This is a genomic window from Bacillus sp. 275 (assembly GCF_001999205.1).
Taxonomy (GTDB): Bacteria; Bacillota; Bacilli; order Bacillales; family Bacillaceae; genus Bacillus; species Bacillus velezensis.
In genome coordinates, this window is sequence record NZ_CP019626.1 from 1,274,455 (window position 1) to 1,290,026 (window position 15,572).

A 15,572-nucleotide genomic window follows, 5' to 3' on the forward strand; every position below is an offset into this window, starting at 1 on the left:
GGCTGAAAAACTGTCAATCTTTATAGGTTGCCTTTTGAATCCGGCAAGCTTATACTTTGAATCACTAAAATGGTACGGAGGCTTACAAAAATGGAGTTGAGACATTTGCCGGATTACTCGCAGATTGCCGGACGCGCTGAGATTTACGCCGATATGGATGCTGAATCATTGAAAACATTTTTGACGTTATTTGATATGTCTAAAAAAATGAATCAGGTCATGGAGCATTATTTCTCAAGTCACGGATTGTCCGAAGGGAAATTCAAAATTTTAATGTTTCTGTTTGACGCACCCGGCCACAGCCTGAGTCCGACGGAGCTGGCAAAAAAATCCAATGTCACCAAAGCGACCATCACCGGATTGATCGACGGACTCGCACGGGACGGCTTTGTAAACCGCAGCCGGCATACCGGCGACAGACGAAAAATCAGCATCGAACTCACAATAGAAGGAAAAGAAAAGCTGATGCTGTTTCTTCCCGGCCACTTCTCCAATATTTCAGGAGTCATGGAAAGCTTCACCGCTGAACAAAAAGCGGAATTGACAAAAATGCTTGAAGTATTATTTGATAAGCTTCTGCTGTTTTCCGGCGGCAGAACATAAAAAGGCGCCCCTCTCAGCAGGGCGCCTTTTTCGCGCGGTTAATCATCACTGTTTAAAATTCCGAAAAACCGTAGCAGGTTGATAAACAAGTTAATAAAGTCGATATAAAGCGTCAATGCCATCAAAGGAATCAGGTCAGCCGTGATGTCCCGGTGCTTGATCTGGTTCAGATCGTATAAGATGTACATTGAAAACACAATCGTTCCGATGACGGAATACGCCATCATGGCGGCGGAATTCAGCGGGCTGAAAATATTAAAGATCCCCACTGCGAGAAGCGCGATAACAGCGACAAGCAAGAAGGACCATAAAAACGACAAGTCCTTTTTCGTCTTAGCGCCGATCGTGCCGAGCACCGCAAAAATCACAAACGATGAACCGAATGCCTCCAATACGACATAGGCCCCCGCCGCGGACGCATAATGGCTGATAATCGGAAACAGCGTCATTCCGGAAATGAAAGCGAATGAAAACACAAACACATATCCGACGGCTTTTTTTCGGCGCAGCCAAAATGCGGCGATGATCATGACGACCTCTAAGACCGACAGCGGCAGCATCAATGCCGGCGGAATGAACTGGCCCGTATACAGGCCGATTGTCGCAACTAACAGTGTAAACACAAATACCGTTATAATGCGCTGCATAATAGATTGTTTGCTCTCATAAGCAGCAGTTTGCATGTCAAAAGTCCTCCCAAAAAAATGATCTTGATAGGTCTATTATAAATAAAATGGGAGAAATTTGTATGATTTTAAGAAGATTTTAAGGATGTCAGGCCTGACGTTTTGCTGCGCATTCCTGCATATCCATGAAATCATGCAGTTTTTTCGTCAAGCCGCCGTGCCCGAATCGGATCTTCCCCTTCTGCCCCGGCGTTTTCGCGAAATCGAGAAATGCCAGCACATAAAGACGCCTGACGGGAATCGGAATGACGCCCGCATCATAAAACCAGCCGTCAATTGTATTGAGCACGCCTTTGTTAATGCCGTATTGCTTCGTGCACCAATGCAGAAAGCGCACTTCGGGCAGGTGCAGATACCGGCTCTCCCGGAAAGGAACAGTTGAATGCTTCATATGTACCGCCTCCTGTCATTGGCTGTTTTTTAAGATTGTTTTACTTCTTTGCTCTTCAGGGAAAATCGATATTTCTCCACCTTATCAATTTGTGTCACTTGGGAATTATGAACCGTAATCTGAACTGTCCCGAAATCGAGCGTTTCCAGCGCGCTGATAATCTTTTCGATCACATGCGGATCTACGTTTCCTTTGGACGTCATCATGCTCCCCCTTTATGTCTGGCCGTGCGTCTTTTGACAATGAGTGTTTTAATTCATACTATTCTGATAAGAAATATATAATTATACTATTATGTTTTCATTCAGAAATCAATAACATTTACACAATTTTTGGATATGTTTTCTTTGCGAAAACTGTCACTTCCTTCGCTTTGATATAAACCGTGTCATCCCGAAATCGACTCCCAAGGCGTCATATAGCTGTTTTTAAGAACGCAATCTTCACGTTCCGACATATTTACATTGTTTTCCGCTGACAAAAAAAAGCGCCCCGCCTCTGGCCGGAGCACCTTTTTCCTATGCTTTTGCTTCCTCGATCACACATGTGACACCCATGCTGGCGAGCGCCTGCTCCAGGGAGCCGTAAGTTTGATACTCTGAAAAATCAAGCCCCAATTGGATAGAAGTCTGTGCCACATCAGGCCGAATGCCGGAAAACACGGTTCTGATGCCGAGTAGAAATAACGTTTTCGACAGCATATACAATTGCTGCGCCACCATCGTATCGACAATGGGCACACCGGACAGATCAATCACAAGGTTTGTGATCCGTTTGGAGACACAGTTTTCCGGCACCGACTCCAAAATCACGCGCGCCCGTCTCGTATCAATCGCGCCGATGAGCGGCAGAGTGCCGATCGTATCCGCGATTAAAATAACGGGACAGCTCAATTCGGAAATAAGCTCCTGCTGAGATGACAGCCTCGCGATCATTAATTTCTGAAACTGTTCAGTAAAATCCGTCATCAGCTGATCAAACGAGCCGTTGACAAGGTGATTCCAGCGGCGGGCATCCTCGTTTGTTACGATGTCCTGATGCTCATCCATAAAACGGGTGACCGCCTCCCAAAAGACGGTTCTTGAATTGCCGATCGCCTCAACGACCTCATGAACCTCCGCGTCTTGCTCCACTCTGCTTTTCGCTACCTGTGCGGCCCATTTTTCTTTGTTATGCTGAAAAACGGCCGGATCTTCCAAAAAAGCGCTTGCGATGACCGTGTTTGTAAAGGTATGCTGCTCGATCAGCAGCCGTTTCATTTCCTCACTTAATTGATCCGCAGAATAAAAACGCCCTCTCAGCTTCCGTCTCAGCTTGAGCCATTTTTCCGTCAGCTCTGCCGAATGTGTAATAATATAATCATGAAGTAATTGGTCTTTGTTCACTGCCGTCTCCTCTTTCAAGAATATGTACTTTTGTCTAAATTATAAATCGGAATCGCCGATCGCACTAGAGAAATTAAAAAAACCTGCACATTAAAGCTGTTGATTGCTTTTTTCGGCAGGAGGATACACTATAAAAGAAATGAAACAGGAGGTCAGTATGATGATCAAAAAAATTGCGACAGTCGCCGTATACACTGATGATCAGCAAAAAGCGAAAACATTCTGGACGGAAAAAGCGGGGTTTGAAACCGTCGCCGAGCATCCGATGGGCCCGGGCGCCTTCTGGCTTGAGGTAGCGCCCAAAGGGGCCGCCACTCATTTGGTGATTTATCCGAAATCAATGATGAAAGGAGCCGAGCATATGAAGGCTTCTATCGTATTTGAGTGTGAAGATGTCTTTGCCGCATACGAACAGATGAAAAAGAACGGTATCACCTTTTTAGATGAACCGAAACAAATGGAATGGGGCAGCTTCGTGCAATTTAAAGATGAGGATGGTCATGTCTTTCTCCTGAAATCGTAATCCGTCAGGCATCTTAATTGACTTTGAGAATCATTTTCATTTAAAATGTTGGATAAAGCGTGAAAAGGATTGGAGAGTTGCCAGATGTTCGTGCAAATCAGAAAAATGACCGTAAAAGAAGGACATGCCGACAAAGTAATCGAACGCTTCAGTTCAGAAGGCGTGATTGAAAAGCAGGAAGGTTTGATAGACGTAACGGTCCTGGAAAAAAAAGTCCGCCGCGGTGATGAAGAAGTCGTCGTGTTAATCCGCTGGGAGTCAGAAGACCATTGGAAACAATGGGAAAAAAGCGAAGACCACATCGCGGCCCACAAAGCAAACCAAGGCAAGCCGAAACCTGATTATATGCTTGGGACGGATGTCGGTATGTATCATGTCAGAGCCGTTAAAACAGGCGTACACGAAAAATAATAAAGAGCATTTGCCCCAGGGCAATGCTCTTTTTATTTTTTCTCCTCATACGGCAGGACAAACAGCGGTTTATCGGGCTTCCATTCCGCATACAGCACGTCCTCCGTTTTTTTGATGTTCAGCTTTTTCAGCTCCTGATTCAGCTGCTTTTCTTCCAGCCCGGCTTCTTTCAGATTTTCATACAGCACTTCGCCGTCAATAATCAGCGTGACCGGCAAAGAGACCTGCTTCGGCTTTATTTGCATGTCGCCGTTTTTCGTCGTGTCATATTGAAATTTCGGCAGGACGCTGACCATCCCGTTTGTTTCTAAAATCGCGTACTCCGCTTCCTGTATGGAAAAGCAATTCGCCTGTCTGAGAAGGCTTTGCAATTGATTAATGTCCAGCTTATTCTTTTTCAGCACACCATATTTCAGTTTTCCTTTATGGATGATAATACTCGGCTCGCCTTCCAACAGCTTTCTGGAGCTTTTTACTTTCTGCGTAATCAGTTCAATGAGATAAATTAAACCCCCCCATAACAGAGAGGCAAAAATGATTTCAAAAATCCTGACGCCTTTATCATACACCGCATTTCCGACCAGTTCGCCGAGGATGAGCGCGGAAATAAAATCAAACGGCGTAATTTGTGAGAATTGAGTTTTTCCAAGCAATTTTAAAATCACAAATAAAATACCCAAACCGCATACTAACTCCCAAGCCACTGTAAGTAAATGTCCCATATTCGCACCTTCTTCTTAAAAGTCATTACCATTATGGACATTCGCCTGTTTTCTATACAGCGGCCGGCAACACACAAAAAAACGCAGCCGCGGCCGCGTTTTTTCACTTCTGCTTACTGTTTTTGATTCGATCTGACGACCCGTAAGCACACCTCAGCGGCATAACCGGCGGCCGCTCCGGAACCCGCAAACATCGCGGCAAGCCCCAAGCCCATTCCTTCCCAGCCGCCGACACCGAAAATGCTGTAAACAACCGTACCGAAAGCAGTCAGGCCCAGCACCGCCAAAAGGCACTCAGGCCACATCTTTTTCGGCCATTTCTTGCGGAGCACAGCCGATACGGCAAAGTTAAGACAAAATGCGGCCAGACAGATCAGATAAAAAAAACCCATATCTTTTACCTCCGTCATGAGAAGCTTTTTATTTACTCACCTTTTTTTCAAACAAATGATAACCCGGCGCGGGTCCTTTTGATTCGTAACCCATTCCGCTGTAAAACGACTGAAGCGCCTTGTTTTCGGACACGCAATCGAGCCGGATTTTCGTTTTTCCCGGACAAGACACACCCGTTTCCGCCCAAGTCATGATTGTCCGGCCGAGCCCCGCCCCTGCAAACCGCCTGTTAATCGCCAGCCGGTGGAGATATACGGACTCCTCATGTCCTTCATCGCCCCAAAGACGTCTGTCCCACCCGCTTGCTTCGGGAAGCAGCATGACGACGCCGGCCAGCTCTTCATTCTGCCTGAATAAAAAAACATACCCTTGGGCGATCGCCTCCCGCATATTGTGGGTATCTTCCCCTTGCAGAAGGCCGCTCCACTGGTTCGACCCTTTACCGCGAAGCCATTCTGCCGCTTGCACGAGCAGATCCATGACCTCTTTTGCATCATCTTTCCGGGCGGAGGTGACCCGGAATGCCCCCGCCTTCTCCTCCGTGATCGTAAATGGTGTCATAAAAGCCTCCCGTAATCAGAATATTCGACACCTTCATTATAGACCAAACGCAGAAAGGAAAAAAACAGCCGTCATGTTTGAGGGCCGTTTAAAAAATTTTCTTCTTATCACGTTCTTCTTTTAAAATCTCAACCGCTTCCCTGAAACGCATAGAGTGGACGATTTCACGCTCACGCAGAAAACGGAGTGAATCATTCAGGTCAGGATCATCGGAAATATCAATAATCCATTGATACGTCGCTCTCGCCTTTTCTTCAGCCGCAATATCTTCATATAAATCAGCGATCGGATCTCCCTTCGCCTGTATGTAAGACGCTGTGAACGGAACTCCGGCCGCATTGTGATAAAACAGCGCGCTGTCATGGTTGACGTAATGATCGCTGAGCCCTGCATCACGCAGCTGCTCCGGGGTCGCATCTTTTGTCAGCTTATAAATCATCGTCGCAATCATTTCTAAATGCGCAAACTCCTCCGTGCCGATATCCGTCAGCAGGCCGATCACCTTGTCAGGAATCGTGTAACGCTGGTTTAAGTACCGGAGCGCTGCGGCCAATTCGCCGTCCGCCCCGCCGTATTGTTCAATGAGAAACTTAGCCAGCATCGGGTTGCATGTACTGACTTTAACCGGATACTGCAGCTTTTTTTCATATACCCACATTTACAGATCCCTCCTTATACTTGCCATGGCCAAGGACCGCGGCCCCAGTCCCATTGAGCGCCGACCTGACTCACGCCGAATTGCAGAAGCGGTCCGTACTCAGGCTCAAACCGCTTTCTCAGCTGTCTTGAGTACCGGGAATATTCATGAAACTGCTGAAGCGCGAGACGGTCATGGGGATGCGTATCCAGATAAAGCGTCAGCTCCACCAAGACAAAGTCCGCCGCCTGGATTTGCTCCAGCAGCCGATAATATTCATCATCAATCTTTTTCGCCATATTCGATTCCCCCCCGATAAGGATTATCATAGAAATCGTAAAGATCCTTCCAAAGGGTCCCTTTTCTCAATGCCTCCATCGGAGAAAACTGCTCCAAGTGATACGGCTGAAACCGCATATAAAGATGCGGCGGCGTTCTGTAGTATTTTCTCCCGATCGGCGGGCAGGGATCAAACCGGCTGTGGAAGGGTTTATAGGATTTGACCGGTGTAAACGGCTGATTTTCTTTCATTACGATCCTCCTTTCCTAAACCATGACCTTAATAGGTATGAATCCGTATCGGCATTTATGCCCTGTAAGATAATAAAAAAGCCAGCGCTTAGAAACGGTCACAAAAAAACACTCTTGCTGTTCCAAGAGTGCTTTTTCCCGAATGGTCAGATATATTGGCTTTCCCGATGATGATGATGGAACGGATAGCCGCCGTAGCCTCCGCCATAGCCGCCAAAACCGTATCCCGGATATCCCCCGAAGCCTCCGTAGCCGCCGTAGCCGCCGTAACCGCCAAAACCGTATCCCGGGTAGCCGTAGCCTCCGCCGAAACCGTATCCCGGATATCCTCCGAAGCCGCCGTAGCCGCCAAAACCGTACCCCGGGTAGCCTCCGTAGCCGCCATAGCCGCCGCCATAGCCGCCGCCGTAAATCGGTCTTCTTTCATTCATGATTTATCGCTCCTTCACATAGGTTACAGTCCAGTTTATGACATCCGGAAGGAAACGTATGGGCATCCGCCCAGTTTTGGCGAAATAATCAATAATTGCTTACGGAGAAAAATACGATACAGGCTGACCGCTTAAGCAAAATAAAAAGGCTGGGACTTATGCCGCCCCGGCCTTTTTGTCTTTATTCGCCTAAATCTACATTGTGATAAACCTGCTGTACGTCTTCGAGGTCTTCCAGCACATCGATCAGCTTTTCAAATTGAGCTTTCGCATCTTCCGGAAGCTCGACTTCATTTTGCGCAAGCATCGTCAGCTCCGCAACCGTGAACTCTTCAACGCCGGCATTTTTGAATGCCTCCTGCACGGCATGGAATTGGTCAGGCTCGGCATACACGATCACACTGTCATCCTCTTCTAAAATATCGCGCACGTCCACATCAGCTTCCATCAGCAATTCCAGCGCTTCATCCGCCGTCTTGCCTTCAACGCCGATAACGGCAGTCGCATCGAACATGTAAGCGACAGACCCGCTCACACCCATATTTCCGCCGTTTTTCCCGAATGCGGCGCGCACTTCAGGCGCCGTGCGGTTTACATTATTCGTTAACGCATCAACGATGATCATTGAACCGTTCGGCCCGAAACCTTCGTAACGCAGCTCGTCAAAGTTCTCCTCCGCGCCGCCTTTCGCCTTTTCAATCGCACGCTCAATAATATTTTTCGGCACGCTGTACGTCTTCGCGCGCTCAAGCACCACTTTTAACGCCTGGTTCGATTCCGGATCTGGCTCGCCTTGTTTTGCCGCCACATAAATCTCACGGCCGAACTTCGCGTAAATCCGGCTCGTATTTGCGTCCTTCGATGCTTTCTTTTCTTTAATATTGTTCCACTTACGGCCCATTTTGTTCCACTCTCTTTCACGAATTGAATCTGTATGATAAATACTCTGCTTCTATTATACCTCAGCGGTTGGGTTGTTTCGAGTGTAAGACATTAGAAAAAACAGGCACGCTTAAAACAGTAAGCCGAATGTGAGGGTTATTATACAAAACATAAAAAGCCTCCCTTCATACAGGAAGGAAGTCGCAAGCCAAAAGATTCATTTTATTCTTATTACCTATTTCCTACACTGTATATCCTGACTTACGTGGTAAAATTTTGATATCGAACAAAAGAAAGGATATGGTCATGAAAGTTTTCGAAGCAAACAGCTTGTTGACAGCTGCCAAACAGCGTGCGAGTGAATACAAAGAACTGCGCGGCCAGATGGTCAATCTAAAAAAAGCGTTTCAAGGTATGGCTGATCTTGGTGACAATGATTTCTCTGGCCGGGGCGCCAATAACATCAAAGCTTTTTTCAAGGACCACGCCGGCGTCACAGACAGCTGGCTTGATCTGATCGATATGAAAATCGCATTTCTCACAAGCCTTCCCGGTAAGGTCGAAGATGCCGGACTTTCTAATTCGCATGTGGAGGAATCATTTCTGGAGCATGAGCTCACCCACGCCCTCAGTAAATCAAAGGCGATTATGGAAGAGCAGAAAAAGGACATGCGCTCCATCCTCGGAGAGATCGAAGACATCATCTCGCTTGATCTGTTTTCAACCGAAAGCACAGATCAGAAGCTCTCTTCAGCTGACAAAAAAAGAAGCGAAACGATACATAAGCTCGGCAAGCTTGATCACGATCTAACGAAAGAATACGCAGAAACCGAAGCAAATGAACATTTTATCCAAGCTGACTTCCAGCAGCTTCAAAACGCAACAGGCAAAGGAAAAAGCGCCACGCCGCTTCACTACAACGCCAAAGCGTACCGTGAAAGCGACATCCATAAGAAAAAAGACGAGATTGCAAGACATTCGGATGCTTATTTGACGATTAAGAAGGAAGAGGCGAAAGAGCGGGAGATTGAAAAACTGAAAGAAAGACTGAAAAACTACGATTATGCGAATGCCGATGAATTCTACTCAATGGCCAAAACAATCGGCTATAAAAACCTGACAAAAGAACAGCAGCGCTACTTCACTCAAATTGAAAACACGCGTGAACTTACAGACGGTTTCAAAGGCGTTGCCGTCGGCCTTTATGATTCCGGAAAAGACGCGGTCACAGGCCTGTGGGATATGGTCACAGATCCGGGCGGAACGGTTGAAGCCATTACAGGAGCGGTGGCTCACCCGATCAAAACGTATGAAGCCATTTCAGCGGCAATCGAAGAATCGTACCAAAAAGACATGGTGAATGGCGACACCTACTCCAGAGCAAGATGGGTGTCATATGCAGTGGGCACCGTTGTGACATCAGTTGTCGGCACAAAAGGCGTCGGCGCCGTCTCAAAAACAGGCACAGCCGCCAAAGTGACAACCAAAGTCAAAACAGCAGCAAGCAAATCCGCCACAGCACAAAAAGCGATAACGGTCTCAAAACAAACCGTTGATCACATCAAACAAAAAGTAAACACAGGCATCGAAGTATCAAAAAAACGTGTCAAAACCAAGTTAAATCAAATCGGAGATCTCACCCTGGCTGATATTCTCCCGTATCATCCGCGTCACGACTTAGTGCCGGCAGGCGTTCCTTACAACGCAGTCAACGGGGTCACACTTAAAGAAGGACTTCAGAAATTCGCCAAGGTCATCCTGCCGAAACCGTACGGAACCTCCGCAAGCGGCAGACGGACACCGGCACCGCATGTACCGCCGGTAACGGTCAAATACGGCGAGCATTTTGCGAAATGGACCAGAAAGAAAGTATTGAAGCCGAATGTCATCTACAAAACAAAAGAAGGCTACACGTACACCACTGACAACTATGGTAGAATTACAAGTGTCAAAGCAGACTTGCAGCTGGGAGAAACAAAACGCAACCAATATGCACAGTCAAAAGCAGGTAAACCAGACCGTCTGACAGATGACGACGGAGGCCACCTAATCGCCACCCAATTCAAAGGCTCAGGCCAGTTCGACAACATCGTGCCGATGAATTCTCAGATTAATAGGAGCGGCGGGAAATGGTACGAGATGGAGCAAGAGTGGGCAAAAGCCCTAAGCAAAAAACCACCTAAAAAAGTAGCAGTTCAAATAGAACCAGTCTATTCTGGAGATTCACTTAGACCATCATATTTCGATGTAACCTACAAAATTGGGAGCAGAAAAGAAATAAGCGTCTCTATTAAAAATCAGCGAGGGGGTTAACCTAATGGAAACTAAGAGAATGCAAGATTTATATCAACTTATTGGAGAAAAACTAAATGACATTATACCTGGTGAATGGACAAAGATATATCTTTATGCAGAAGTATTAGATGATTCCACAATGGTTCTTTTTCACTTCAGAACACCCGAAAATAATCAAATTATTTATTCACAAGATATACCTAGCCATTACAACGTAAGCAAGGACATTTTCAAGACGTTGTTAAGAGAACTAAGAGAACTTTTTGAAGAATTAAAAACTGAACACAGAAATAATAACGATGATGTTTGGACTAACCTTACACTAACATTGGATCGTAGCGGAGAATTCCAATTAGATTATAATTATGATGATATTTTAGCATCAGATTTAGATGGATATGAAAGAATCGCAATATGGGAATATCAAAACTTGGGGATTTTGCCTGAAGATGAGGACGATAAAGAATTTGTAATAAGCTACTTCGGTCTATAAATCAATAATGGCTCAGCGCTTCTCTGCTGGGCTATTTTTTATAACTAGGATTTCTCGACGATTGAAGGTGAAAAGGTTGGAAAATGCAAGATCTGTACCAGCTTATTAGTAAGAAATTAAATGACATCATACCTTGTGAATGGACAAAAATATATCTTTATGCAGAAGTGACTCTACCATGGTCCTCTTTCACTTCACGACACCAGAAAAACATCAACTTATTTATTCACAAGATATACCAGCCCGATACAGTGTAAATAAAGATATCTTCAACACTTTTCAAGAGAAATCCGAGAACTCTTTAGAATTGAGCACAAAAAGAATAATGATAAACAAAACAGACAGCATCCAGTAAACGGATGCTGCCTGTTACATCGTTATGTATCGTCTGAAGAAGTTATTTATTTTGTTTTTTAAATATGAAAATAGATATGACGGTAAATATGATGGCTGTAATGACAATGATCCACAAGCTTGCTGCCGTACTGATAAAATGGCCGTTTAACTTGTAGACGATCCCGTAATGCTTTTCATATTCCTGTATTTGGTCCGCAGAGGCATGTTTAAATACCTTATCAACTGAGTCTGTCATAAACGCTTTTCTGAACAGAACGGCGGTGTGGCTGATAGGGAAGTACATAATAATCTTCTGCACAAACACCGGTACGCCGCCGATCGGCACATATACTCCGCATAAAAAACCGATGGCTGTTCCGACAATCGTACTTAACGTCGAAAATGCATTTTGTGTATGAATAAACAGCGTTAAAAATAAATTTATGGAACTTGACAGTGCAACTGAAAGAATAATGATCCCCAATACTTCAAGTATATCTGTTCCGCTTAAAAGTTTGCTGCCTGTTGAAACGAGAAAAATTTCACAGCCTAAAAAGGCGATGAATGAAAAGATCAAGCCGATGACAAATGAATGAATGACGTAGCTCAATTGGATGGTCGCCCTTGATAAAGGAGCTGTTAAAAAGTCATACGTTCTCTTGCTTTCTTTATCTTTCACCATAATTCCGAAAGCGCCTAAAGTCGTTGTCACAGCTGTAATGGACAGCAATCCCGCCACCATCCATTCGTTCACCATTGCTTTGGAATCATCTGTCGAACCGACCAAGGCCTTAATGGCGTCCAGCTGTGTCTGCTGTAAGAACACGGCATATAACAGAATGACGATAAATACTGACAGCAAAGAAAGAAGCAAAAGTGTTCGATCACGGAAGTATATTTTTATATTTCTGCTGATTAAACTGGATAAAGACTTCATTTATGCAATGCTCCCCTTTACTGGCAAACTGCTTCCTTGTTCTTCGATAATATGGATAAACACATCATCCATATTCCCTTTAATCACCTCGAAAGATTCGATTTTTCCTTCAAGACCTTTCAAAATGTCAAACGCTTGGAGAGTGGACTCTACACGAAGGGAATAAATAGAGTTTTTAACCGTAAAATCCAGTTGTTTATTTTCAAACCATGCAGTCGGATCAACGCCTTGCTTAAACATCATATGCAGACTGTCAAACGCATATTGATCTTTCAGCTGACTCGGTGTACCCTCTGCGATCAGACGTCCTTCTTTGATGACCACAACGTTATCAGCCACAGCGGCCTCCTCCATGTAATGGGTCGTTAAAAAGATCGTCATGTTTGTTTCTTCCTGCAGCCTTTTAATCGCATTCCAAACAAAAACTCTCGTTTGCGGATCAAGGCCTGTAGTAGGCTCATCTAAAAATAATATTGTCGGTTTATGGATGATAGCACGGGCAATATCCGCTCTTCTTCTTTGTCCGCCTGACAAATCGCTGTATTTTTTCTCCTTAATATCATCCAATTTTAAATAGTCTGTTACAAACTGATAGTTCTCTTGCACTTGTGCCTTGCTTAAATGATAATATTGTCCGCGGTTCATGATATTTTCATAAACGGTCAATCGTTCATCCAAAATGCTCTCTTGAAAGACAACCCCAATCTTTTTGCGGATATGATTATTCTCTTTCCCCTCACCAAGCGTATAACCGTCTATTACCACTTTTCCGGATGTCTTTTTAATCAGCGTACAGAGAATATCGATAGTGGTCGATTTCCCTGCACCGTTCGTTCCCAGAAATGCAAACAGCTCGCCGCGTTTGACAGAAAAGGATACCCCTTTCACTGCTTCAAATGATCCATATTTTTTGCGCAGATCGGTTACTGTAATAATGTCTTGTTCTTCTCCCATTCTGTTCACCTCGAAAAGTAAGAGTCTATACCGTTGTTCACTAACTTTATATCGTCATTTCCGCCAGGATTTTCTCATTTTTATCCAACTTTATTATCTTTTTATAAATAATTATCATGATTATAACAATATAATTTATTATTTTCGCGTTTTGTTATTGGGTTTAGGCTCGGTGGATTTTCTATACATAGGGATCACTTATTGATTTTGCATGAAACTTATACATGCTGTAATCAATAAACCCTTTATCATAAAAAGGGTTTTGTTAAGAATCTCTAATACTATTTAAAATTCTTGTTTGTAACCGAAATACATATTATCTTAGAATATTCAGAAAGGAGAACGTAATGGAAACATGCCCTTATTGTGCAACTTCAATTCAAAAGGATAATCAGTATTACTGTAGTTTTTGCTTAATGTACATACATAATGTTCAGAGAGATGGCAAACGTGAAATCATAGAATATCGTGAGCATACTTCTGAATTAGATTTGGATAAGTCTACACCAGAACTAATGACTCTGCCAACAATTGAATTATTTCATTTACTGCGGCTCTCAAGAAAAATACGCAAACAGAAGTATGATCAGCTATATAAATCTCGACTTGAATCAGAAAAGGGAAATGAATCAGAAAATGTTCAAATTGCAACGGATAGTTACCAATATTACACAAAGAAAATGTATATCATAGAGAATATATTAAATAAACGTCTGGGTTACATTCCGGATAGGATAGATAATGTATTTCTTAAGAGTTATTTAGAAAAAGTAATGATTAGTAAGGAGAAAAAACAAGATATGAAAGTGTATTAAAAAAGCTGCCCCTCTAGATGAATATTAATAAAGGGTTCCTAAAAAGGTACCCTTTATTACATAAAGAGATGTATAGAAAGCTATATTATAGGCGTTAGCCAAACATCTTCTGGTACTCCTCTCATGTCACGAGTTCGTCCTGAATGCAAAAAAATGCGGATTAAAAAAAGGCAACCATCCCTAAGGGTTAGTTGCCTTCTCTTAATTCCAGCACAGCCACACACTCCACATGATTCGTATGCGGAAACATATCCACAGGCTGCACTTCGAGCGTCTGATACCCGCCATCCTCAAGCACCCGCAGATCTCTTGCAAGCGTTCCTGGGTTGCAGGAGACGTACACCACCCGCTTCGGTTTCATGTCGATGATTGTGCGCAACAGCGCTTCGTCGCAGCCTTTTCTTGGCGGGTCGACGACTAGCGTATCTGCCGTGATGCCTTCTTCGTACCACTTTGGAATGACGGTTTCCGCTTCTCCGACTGCGAATTCCGCGTTCGTGATGCCGTTCAGCTCAGCGTTGCGTTTTGCATCCTCAATGGCTTCCGGCACGATTTCGACGCCGTATACTTTCTTCGCCTGCTCCGCTAAGAAGAGAGAAATCGTTCCGATGCCGCAGTAGGCGTCGATGACGGTTTCTTCCCCTTGCAGCTCCGCGTACTCAAGCGCTTTGTCGTAGAGCACTTTTGTCTGTTCCGGGTTGACCTGATAGAACGATCTGGCGGAGATGGCGAATTTGACGTCTCCGATGAGGTCGTAGATGTATTCTTCGCCCCAGATGACGTTTGTTTCGTCCCCAAAGATGACGTTTGTTTTATTTGGGTTGATGTTCTGCACGATTGATTTGACGTGCGGGAATTGCGTCGTGATGTCTTCGATGATCTTCGCTTTATGCGGGAAATCGCTTGTTCTTGTGATGAAGACGATCATCATTTCGCCCGTGACGACGCCGTATCTGACCATGATGTGGCGGAGCCAGCCTTTGTGGCGTTCTTCGTTGTAGGCTTTGACGCCGTATGAGGCGCAAATATCTTTGACAGCTTGAACGGCTTCGTCGTTTTTGGATTGCTGGATCAGGCAGGCGCTCATATCGATGATGTCATGGCTTCTTTGCTGATAGAATCCGGCGACGAGTCCGCCTTCTCTTTCTCCTACCGGCACCTGCGCTTTGTTTCTGTAGTTCCACGGGTCTTCCATGCCGAGCGTCGGGTGCACGGTGACATTGGACAGATCCAGCTTGCCGATCCGTTCTAAGACGTCTTTGACTTGTTTCTGTTTAAACAAGAGCTGGCCTTCATAGGTCATGTGCTGAAGCTGGCAGCCGCCGCATTGTTTGTAGATTGGGCACGGGGCATCCGTTCTGTGCGGGCTTTCTTCCTTCAGCTCGATTAAGCGGCCGAAAGCGAAGCCTTTTTTGACGCGTGTCACTTTGATTTGCGCTTTTTCCTCAGGCAGGGCGTTCGGCACGAAAATCGGGAAGCCCTGAACCTTTGCGACGCCCGCTCCTTCGTGCGTCAAATCCTCAAATGTCACATCATAGTATTCATTTTTTTCTATCGGGGGTTTCATTTTCATCTATAATCACCTC

The 15,572-nt window shown here is 44.8% G+C and carries 21 protein-coding genes and 1 pseudogene; 7 read left to right on the forward strand and 15 right to left on the reverse strand.

The genetic code is table 11. The annotated features are described in order from the left end of the window. Positions 1 to 90: 90 nt before the first annotated feature. Positions 91 to 603, forward strand: a complete 513-nt coding sequence (locus BZ167_RS05905; RefSeq protein WP_061861239.1) for a MarR family winged helix-turn-helix transcriptional regulator — start codon at positions 91 to 93, stop codon at positions 601 to 603. A 38-nt stretch (positions 604 to 641) separates the two neighbouring features. Here BZ167_RS05905 and BZ167_RS05910 read toward each other — a convergent pair whose 3' ends face one another. From BZ167_RS05910 to BZ167_RS05925, 4 genes are all read right to left on the reverse strand, one after another. Then, on the reverse strand, positions 642 to 1,286 hold the full coding sequence (locus BZ167_RS05910; RefSeq protein ID WP_007408941.1) for a Bax inhibitor-1/YccA family protein: 645 nt from the start codon (positions 1,284 to 1,286) through the stop codon (positions 642 to 644). 91 nt (positions 1,287 to 1,377) lie between these two features. After that, positions 1,378 to 1,680: an FMN riboswitch-binding regulator RibR gene (locus tag BZ167_RS05915; protein WP_015416995.1), complete on the reverse strand. Its 303-nt coding sequence runs from the start codon at positions 1,678 to 1,680 to the stop codon at positions 1,378 to 1,380. A 29-nt stretch (positions 1,681 to 1,709) separates the two neighbouring features. Continuing rightward, positions 1,710 to 1,883: a YezD family protein gene (locus BZ167_RS05920; protein WP_003155693.1), complete on the reverse strand. Its 174-nt coding sequence runs from the start codon at positions 1,881 to 1,883 to the stop codon at positions 1,710 to 1,712. 315 nt (positions 1,884 to 2,198) lie between these two features. Continuing rightward, complete coding sequence (locus BZ167_RS05925) at positions 2,199 to 3,065, reverse strand: STAS domain-containing protein (RefSeq protein WP_061861238.1); 867 nt, start codon at positions 3,063 to 3,065, stop codon at positions 2,199 to 2,201. A 160-nt stretch (positions 3,066 to 3,225) separates the two neighbouring features. Here BZ167_RS05925 and BZ167_RS05935 point away from each other — a divergent pair, with 160 nt between their 5' ends. Further along, positions 3,226 to 3,588, forward strand: coding sequence for a VOC family protein (locus BZ167_RS05935; protein WP_007408938.1), 363 nt, complete (start codon positions 3,226 to 3,228; stop codon positions 3,586 to 3,588). Positions 3,589 to 3,672: 84 nt separating this feature from the next. After that, complete coding sequence (gene hmoA / locus BZ167_RS05940; RefSeq protein WP_003155696.1) at positions 3,673 to 3,999, forward strand: heme-degrading oxygenase HmoA; 327 nt, start codon at positions 3,673 to 3,675, stop codon at positions 3,997 to 3,999. Between the two features lie 32 nt (positions 4,000 to 4,031). Here hmoA and BZ167_RS05945 read toward each other — a convergent pair whose 3' ends face one another. The 8 genes from BZ167_RS05945 to BZ167_RS05980 form a co-directional block, all read right to left on the reverse strand. Beyond that, a complete protein-coding gene (locus BZ167_RS05945) occupies positions 4,032 to 4,721 on the reverse strand; it encodes a YetF domain-containing protein (protein ID WP_015416992.1) in 690 nt (229 codons plus the stop codon). Positions 4,722 to 4,834: 113 nt separating this feature from the next. Then, positions 4,835 to 5,113, reverse strand: coding sequence for a YesK-like family protein (locus BZ167_RS05950; protein WP_017419062.1), 279 nt, complete (start codon positions 5,111 to 5,113; stop codon positions 4,835 to 4,837). A gap of 28 nt (positions 5,114 to 5,141) precedes the next feature. Beyond that, the gene (locus BZ167_RS05955) at positions 5,142 to 5,675 is read right to left on the reverse strand and encodes a GNAT family N-acetyltransferase (protein ID WP_061861237.1); all 534 of its coding nucleotides are present in this window, start codon (positions 5,673 to 5,675) and stop codon (positions 5,142 to 5,144) included. A gap of 88 nt (positions 5,676 to 5,763) precedes the next feature. Continuing rightward, positions 5,764 to 6,333, reverse strand: a complete 570-nt coding sequence (gene cotJC / locus BZ167_RS05960) for a spore coat protein CotJC (RefSeq protein WP_003155700.1) — start codon at positions 6,331 to 6,333, stop codon at positions 5,764 to 5,766. Positions 6,334 to 6,347: 14 nt separating this feature from the next. Next, positions 6,348 to 6,611: a spore coat protein CotJB gene (gene cotJB, locus BZ167_RS05965; RefSeq protein ID WP_007408934.1), complete on the reverse strand. Its 264-nt coding sequence runs from the start codon at positions 6,609 to 6,611 to the stop codon at positions 6,348 to 6,350. Beyond that, positions 6,595 to 6,843, reverse strand: a complete 249-nt coding sequence (gene cotJA, locus BZ167_RS05970; protein ID WP_003155704.1) for a spore coat-associated protein CotJA — start codon at positions 6,841 to 6,843, stop codon at positions 6,595 to 6,597. The genes cotJB and cotJA overlap by 17 nt, the downstream gene beginning before the upstream one ends. 146 nt (positions 6,844 to 6,989) lie before the next feature. Continuing rightward, positions 6,990 to 7,274 (reverse strand): hypothetical protein, encoded by a 285-nt coding sequence (locus BZ167_RS05975; protein WP_061861236.1) that lies wholly within the window; start codon positions 7,272 to 7,274, stop codon positions 6,990 to 6,992. A 181-nt stretch (positions 7,275 to 7,455) separates the two neighbouring features. Then, the gene (locus tag BZ167_RS05980) at positions 7,456 to 8,175 is read right to left on the reverse strand and encodes a YebC/PmpR family DNA-binding transcriptional regulator (protein WP_003155709.1); all 720 of its coding nucleotides are present in this window, start codon (positions 8,173 to 8,175) and stop codon (positions 7,456 to 7,458) included. A gap of 287 nt (positions 8,176 to 8,462) precedes the next feature. Here BZ167_RS05980 and BZ167_RS05985 point away from each other — a divergent pair, with 287 nt between their 5' ends. From BZ167_RS05985 to BZ167_RS05995, 3 genes and pseudogenes are all read left to right on the forward strand, one after another. Continuing rightward, positions 8,463 to 10,469 (forward strand): T7SS effector LXG polymorphic toxin, encoded by a 2,007-nt coding sequence (locus BZ167_RS05985; RefSeq protein WP_077391974.1) that lies wholly within the window; start codon positions 8,463 to 8,465, stop codon positions 10,467 to 10,469. A 19-nt stretch (positions 10,470 to 10,488) separates the two neighbouring features. After that, positions 10,489 to 10,944, forward strand: coding sequence for a TIGR01741 family protein (locus tag BZ167_RS05990; RefSeq protein WP_094032660.1), 456 nt, complete (start codon positions 10,489 to 10,491; stop codon positions 10,942 to 10,944). Between the two features lie 83 nt (positions 10,945 to 11,027). After that, positions 11,028 to 11,274: pseudogene (locus BZ167_RS05995) on the forward strand (TIGR01741 family protein); the annotation flags it as partial. Between the two features lie 67 nt (positions 11,275 to 11,341). Here the strand turns inward: BZ167_RS05995 and BZ167_RS06000 are convergent. Further along, positions 11,342 to 12,217, reverse strand: a complete 876-nt coding sequence (locus tag BZ167_RS06000; protein ID WP_007609910.1) for an ABC transporter permease — start codon at positions 12,215 to 12,217, stop codon at positions 11,342 to 11,344. Continuing rightward, the gene (locus BZ167_RS06005; protein ID WP_003155721.1) at positions 12,218 to 13,171 is read right to left on the reverse strand and encodes an ABC transporter ATP-binding protein; all 954 of its coding nucleotides are present in this window, start codon (positions 13,169 to 13,171) and stop codon (positions 12,218 to 12,220) included. It lies immediately after the preceding gene. A 347-nt stretch (positions 13,172 to 13,518) separates the two neighbouring features. Here BZ167_RS06005 and BZ167_RS06010 point away from each other — a divergent pair, with 347 nt between their 5' ends. Beyond that, positions 13,519 to 13,986, forward strand: a complete 468-nt coding sequence (locus tag BZ167_RS06010; RefSeq protein WP_015416986.1) for a hypothetical protein — start codon at positions 13,519 to 13,521, stop codon at positions 13,984 to 13,986. A gap of 187 nt (positions 13,987 to 14,173) precedes the next feature. On the opposite strand, the gene rlmD is transcribed toward BZ167_RS06010, so the two are convergent. Then, positions 14,174 to 15,559, reverse strand: a complete 1,386-nt coding sequence (gene rlmD / locus BZ167_RS06015) for a 23S rRNA (uracil(1939)-C(5))-methyltransferase RlmD (protein WP_077391975.1) — start codon at positions 15,557 to 15,559, stop codon at positions 14,174 to 14,176. Between the last annotated feature and the right edge of the window lie 13 nt (positions 15,560 to 15,572).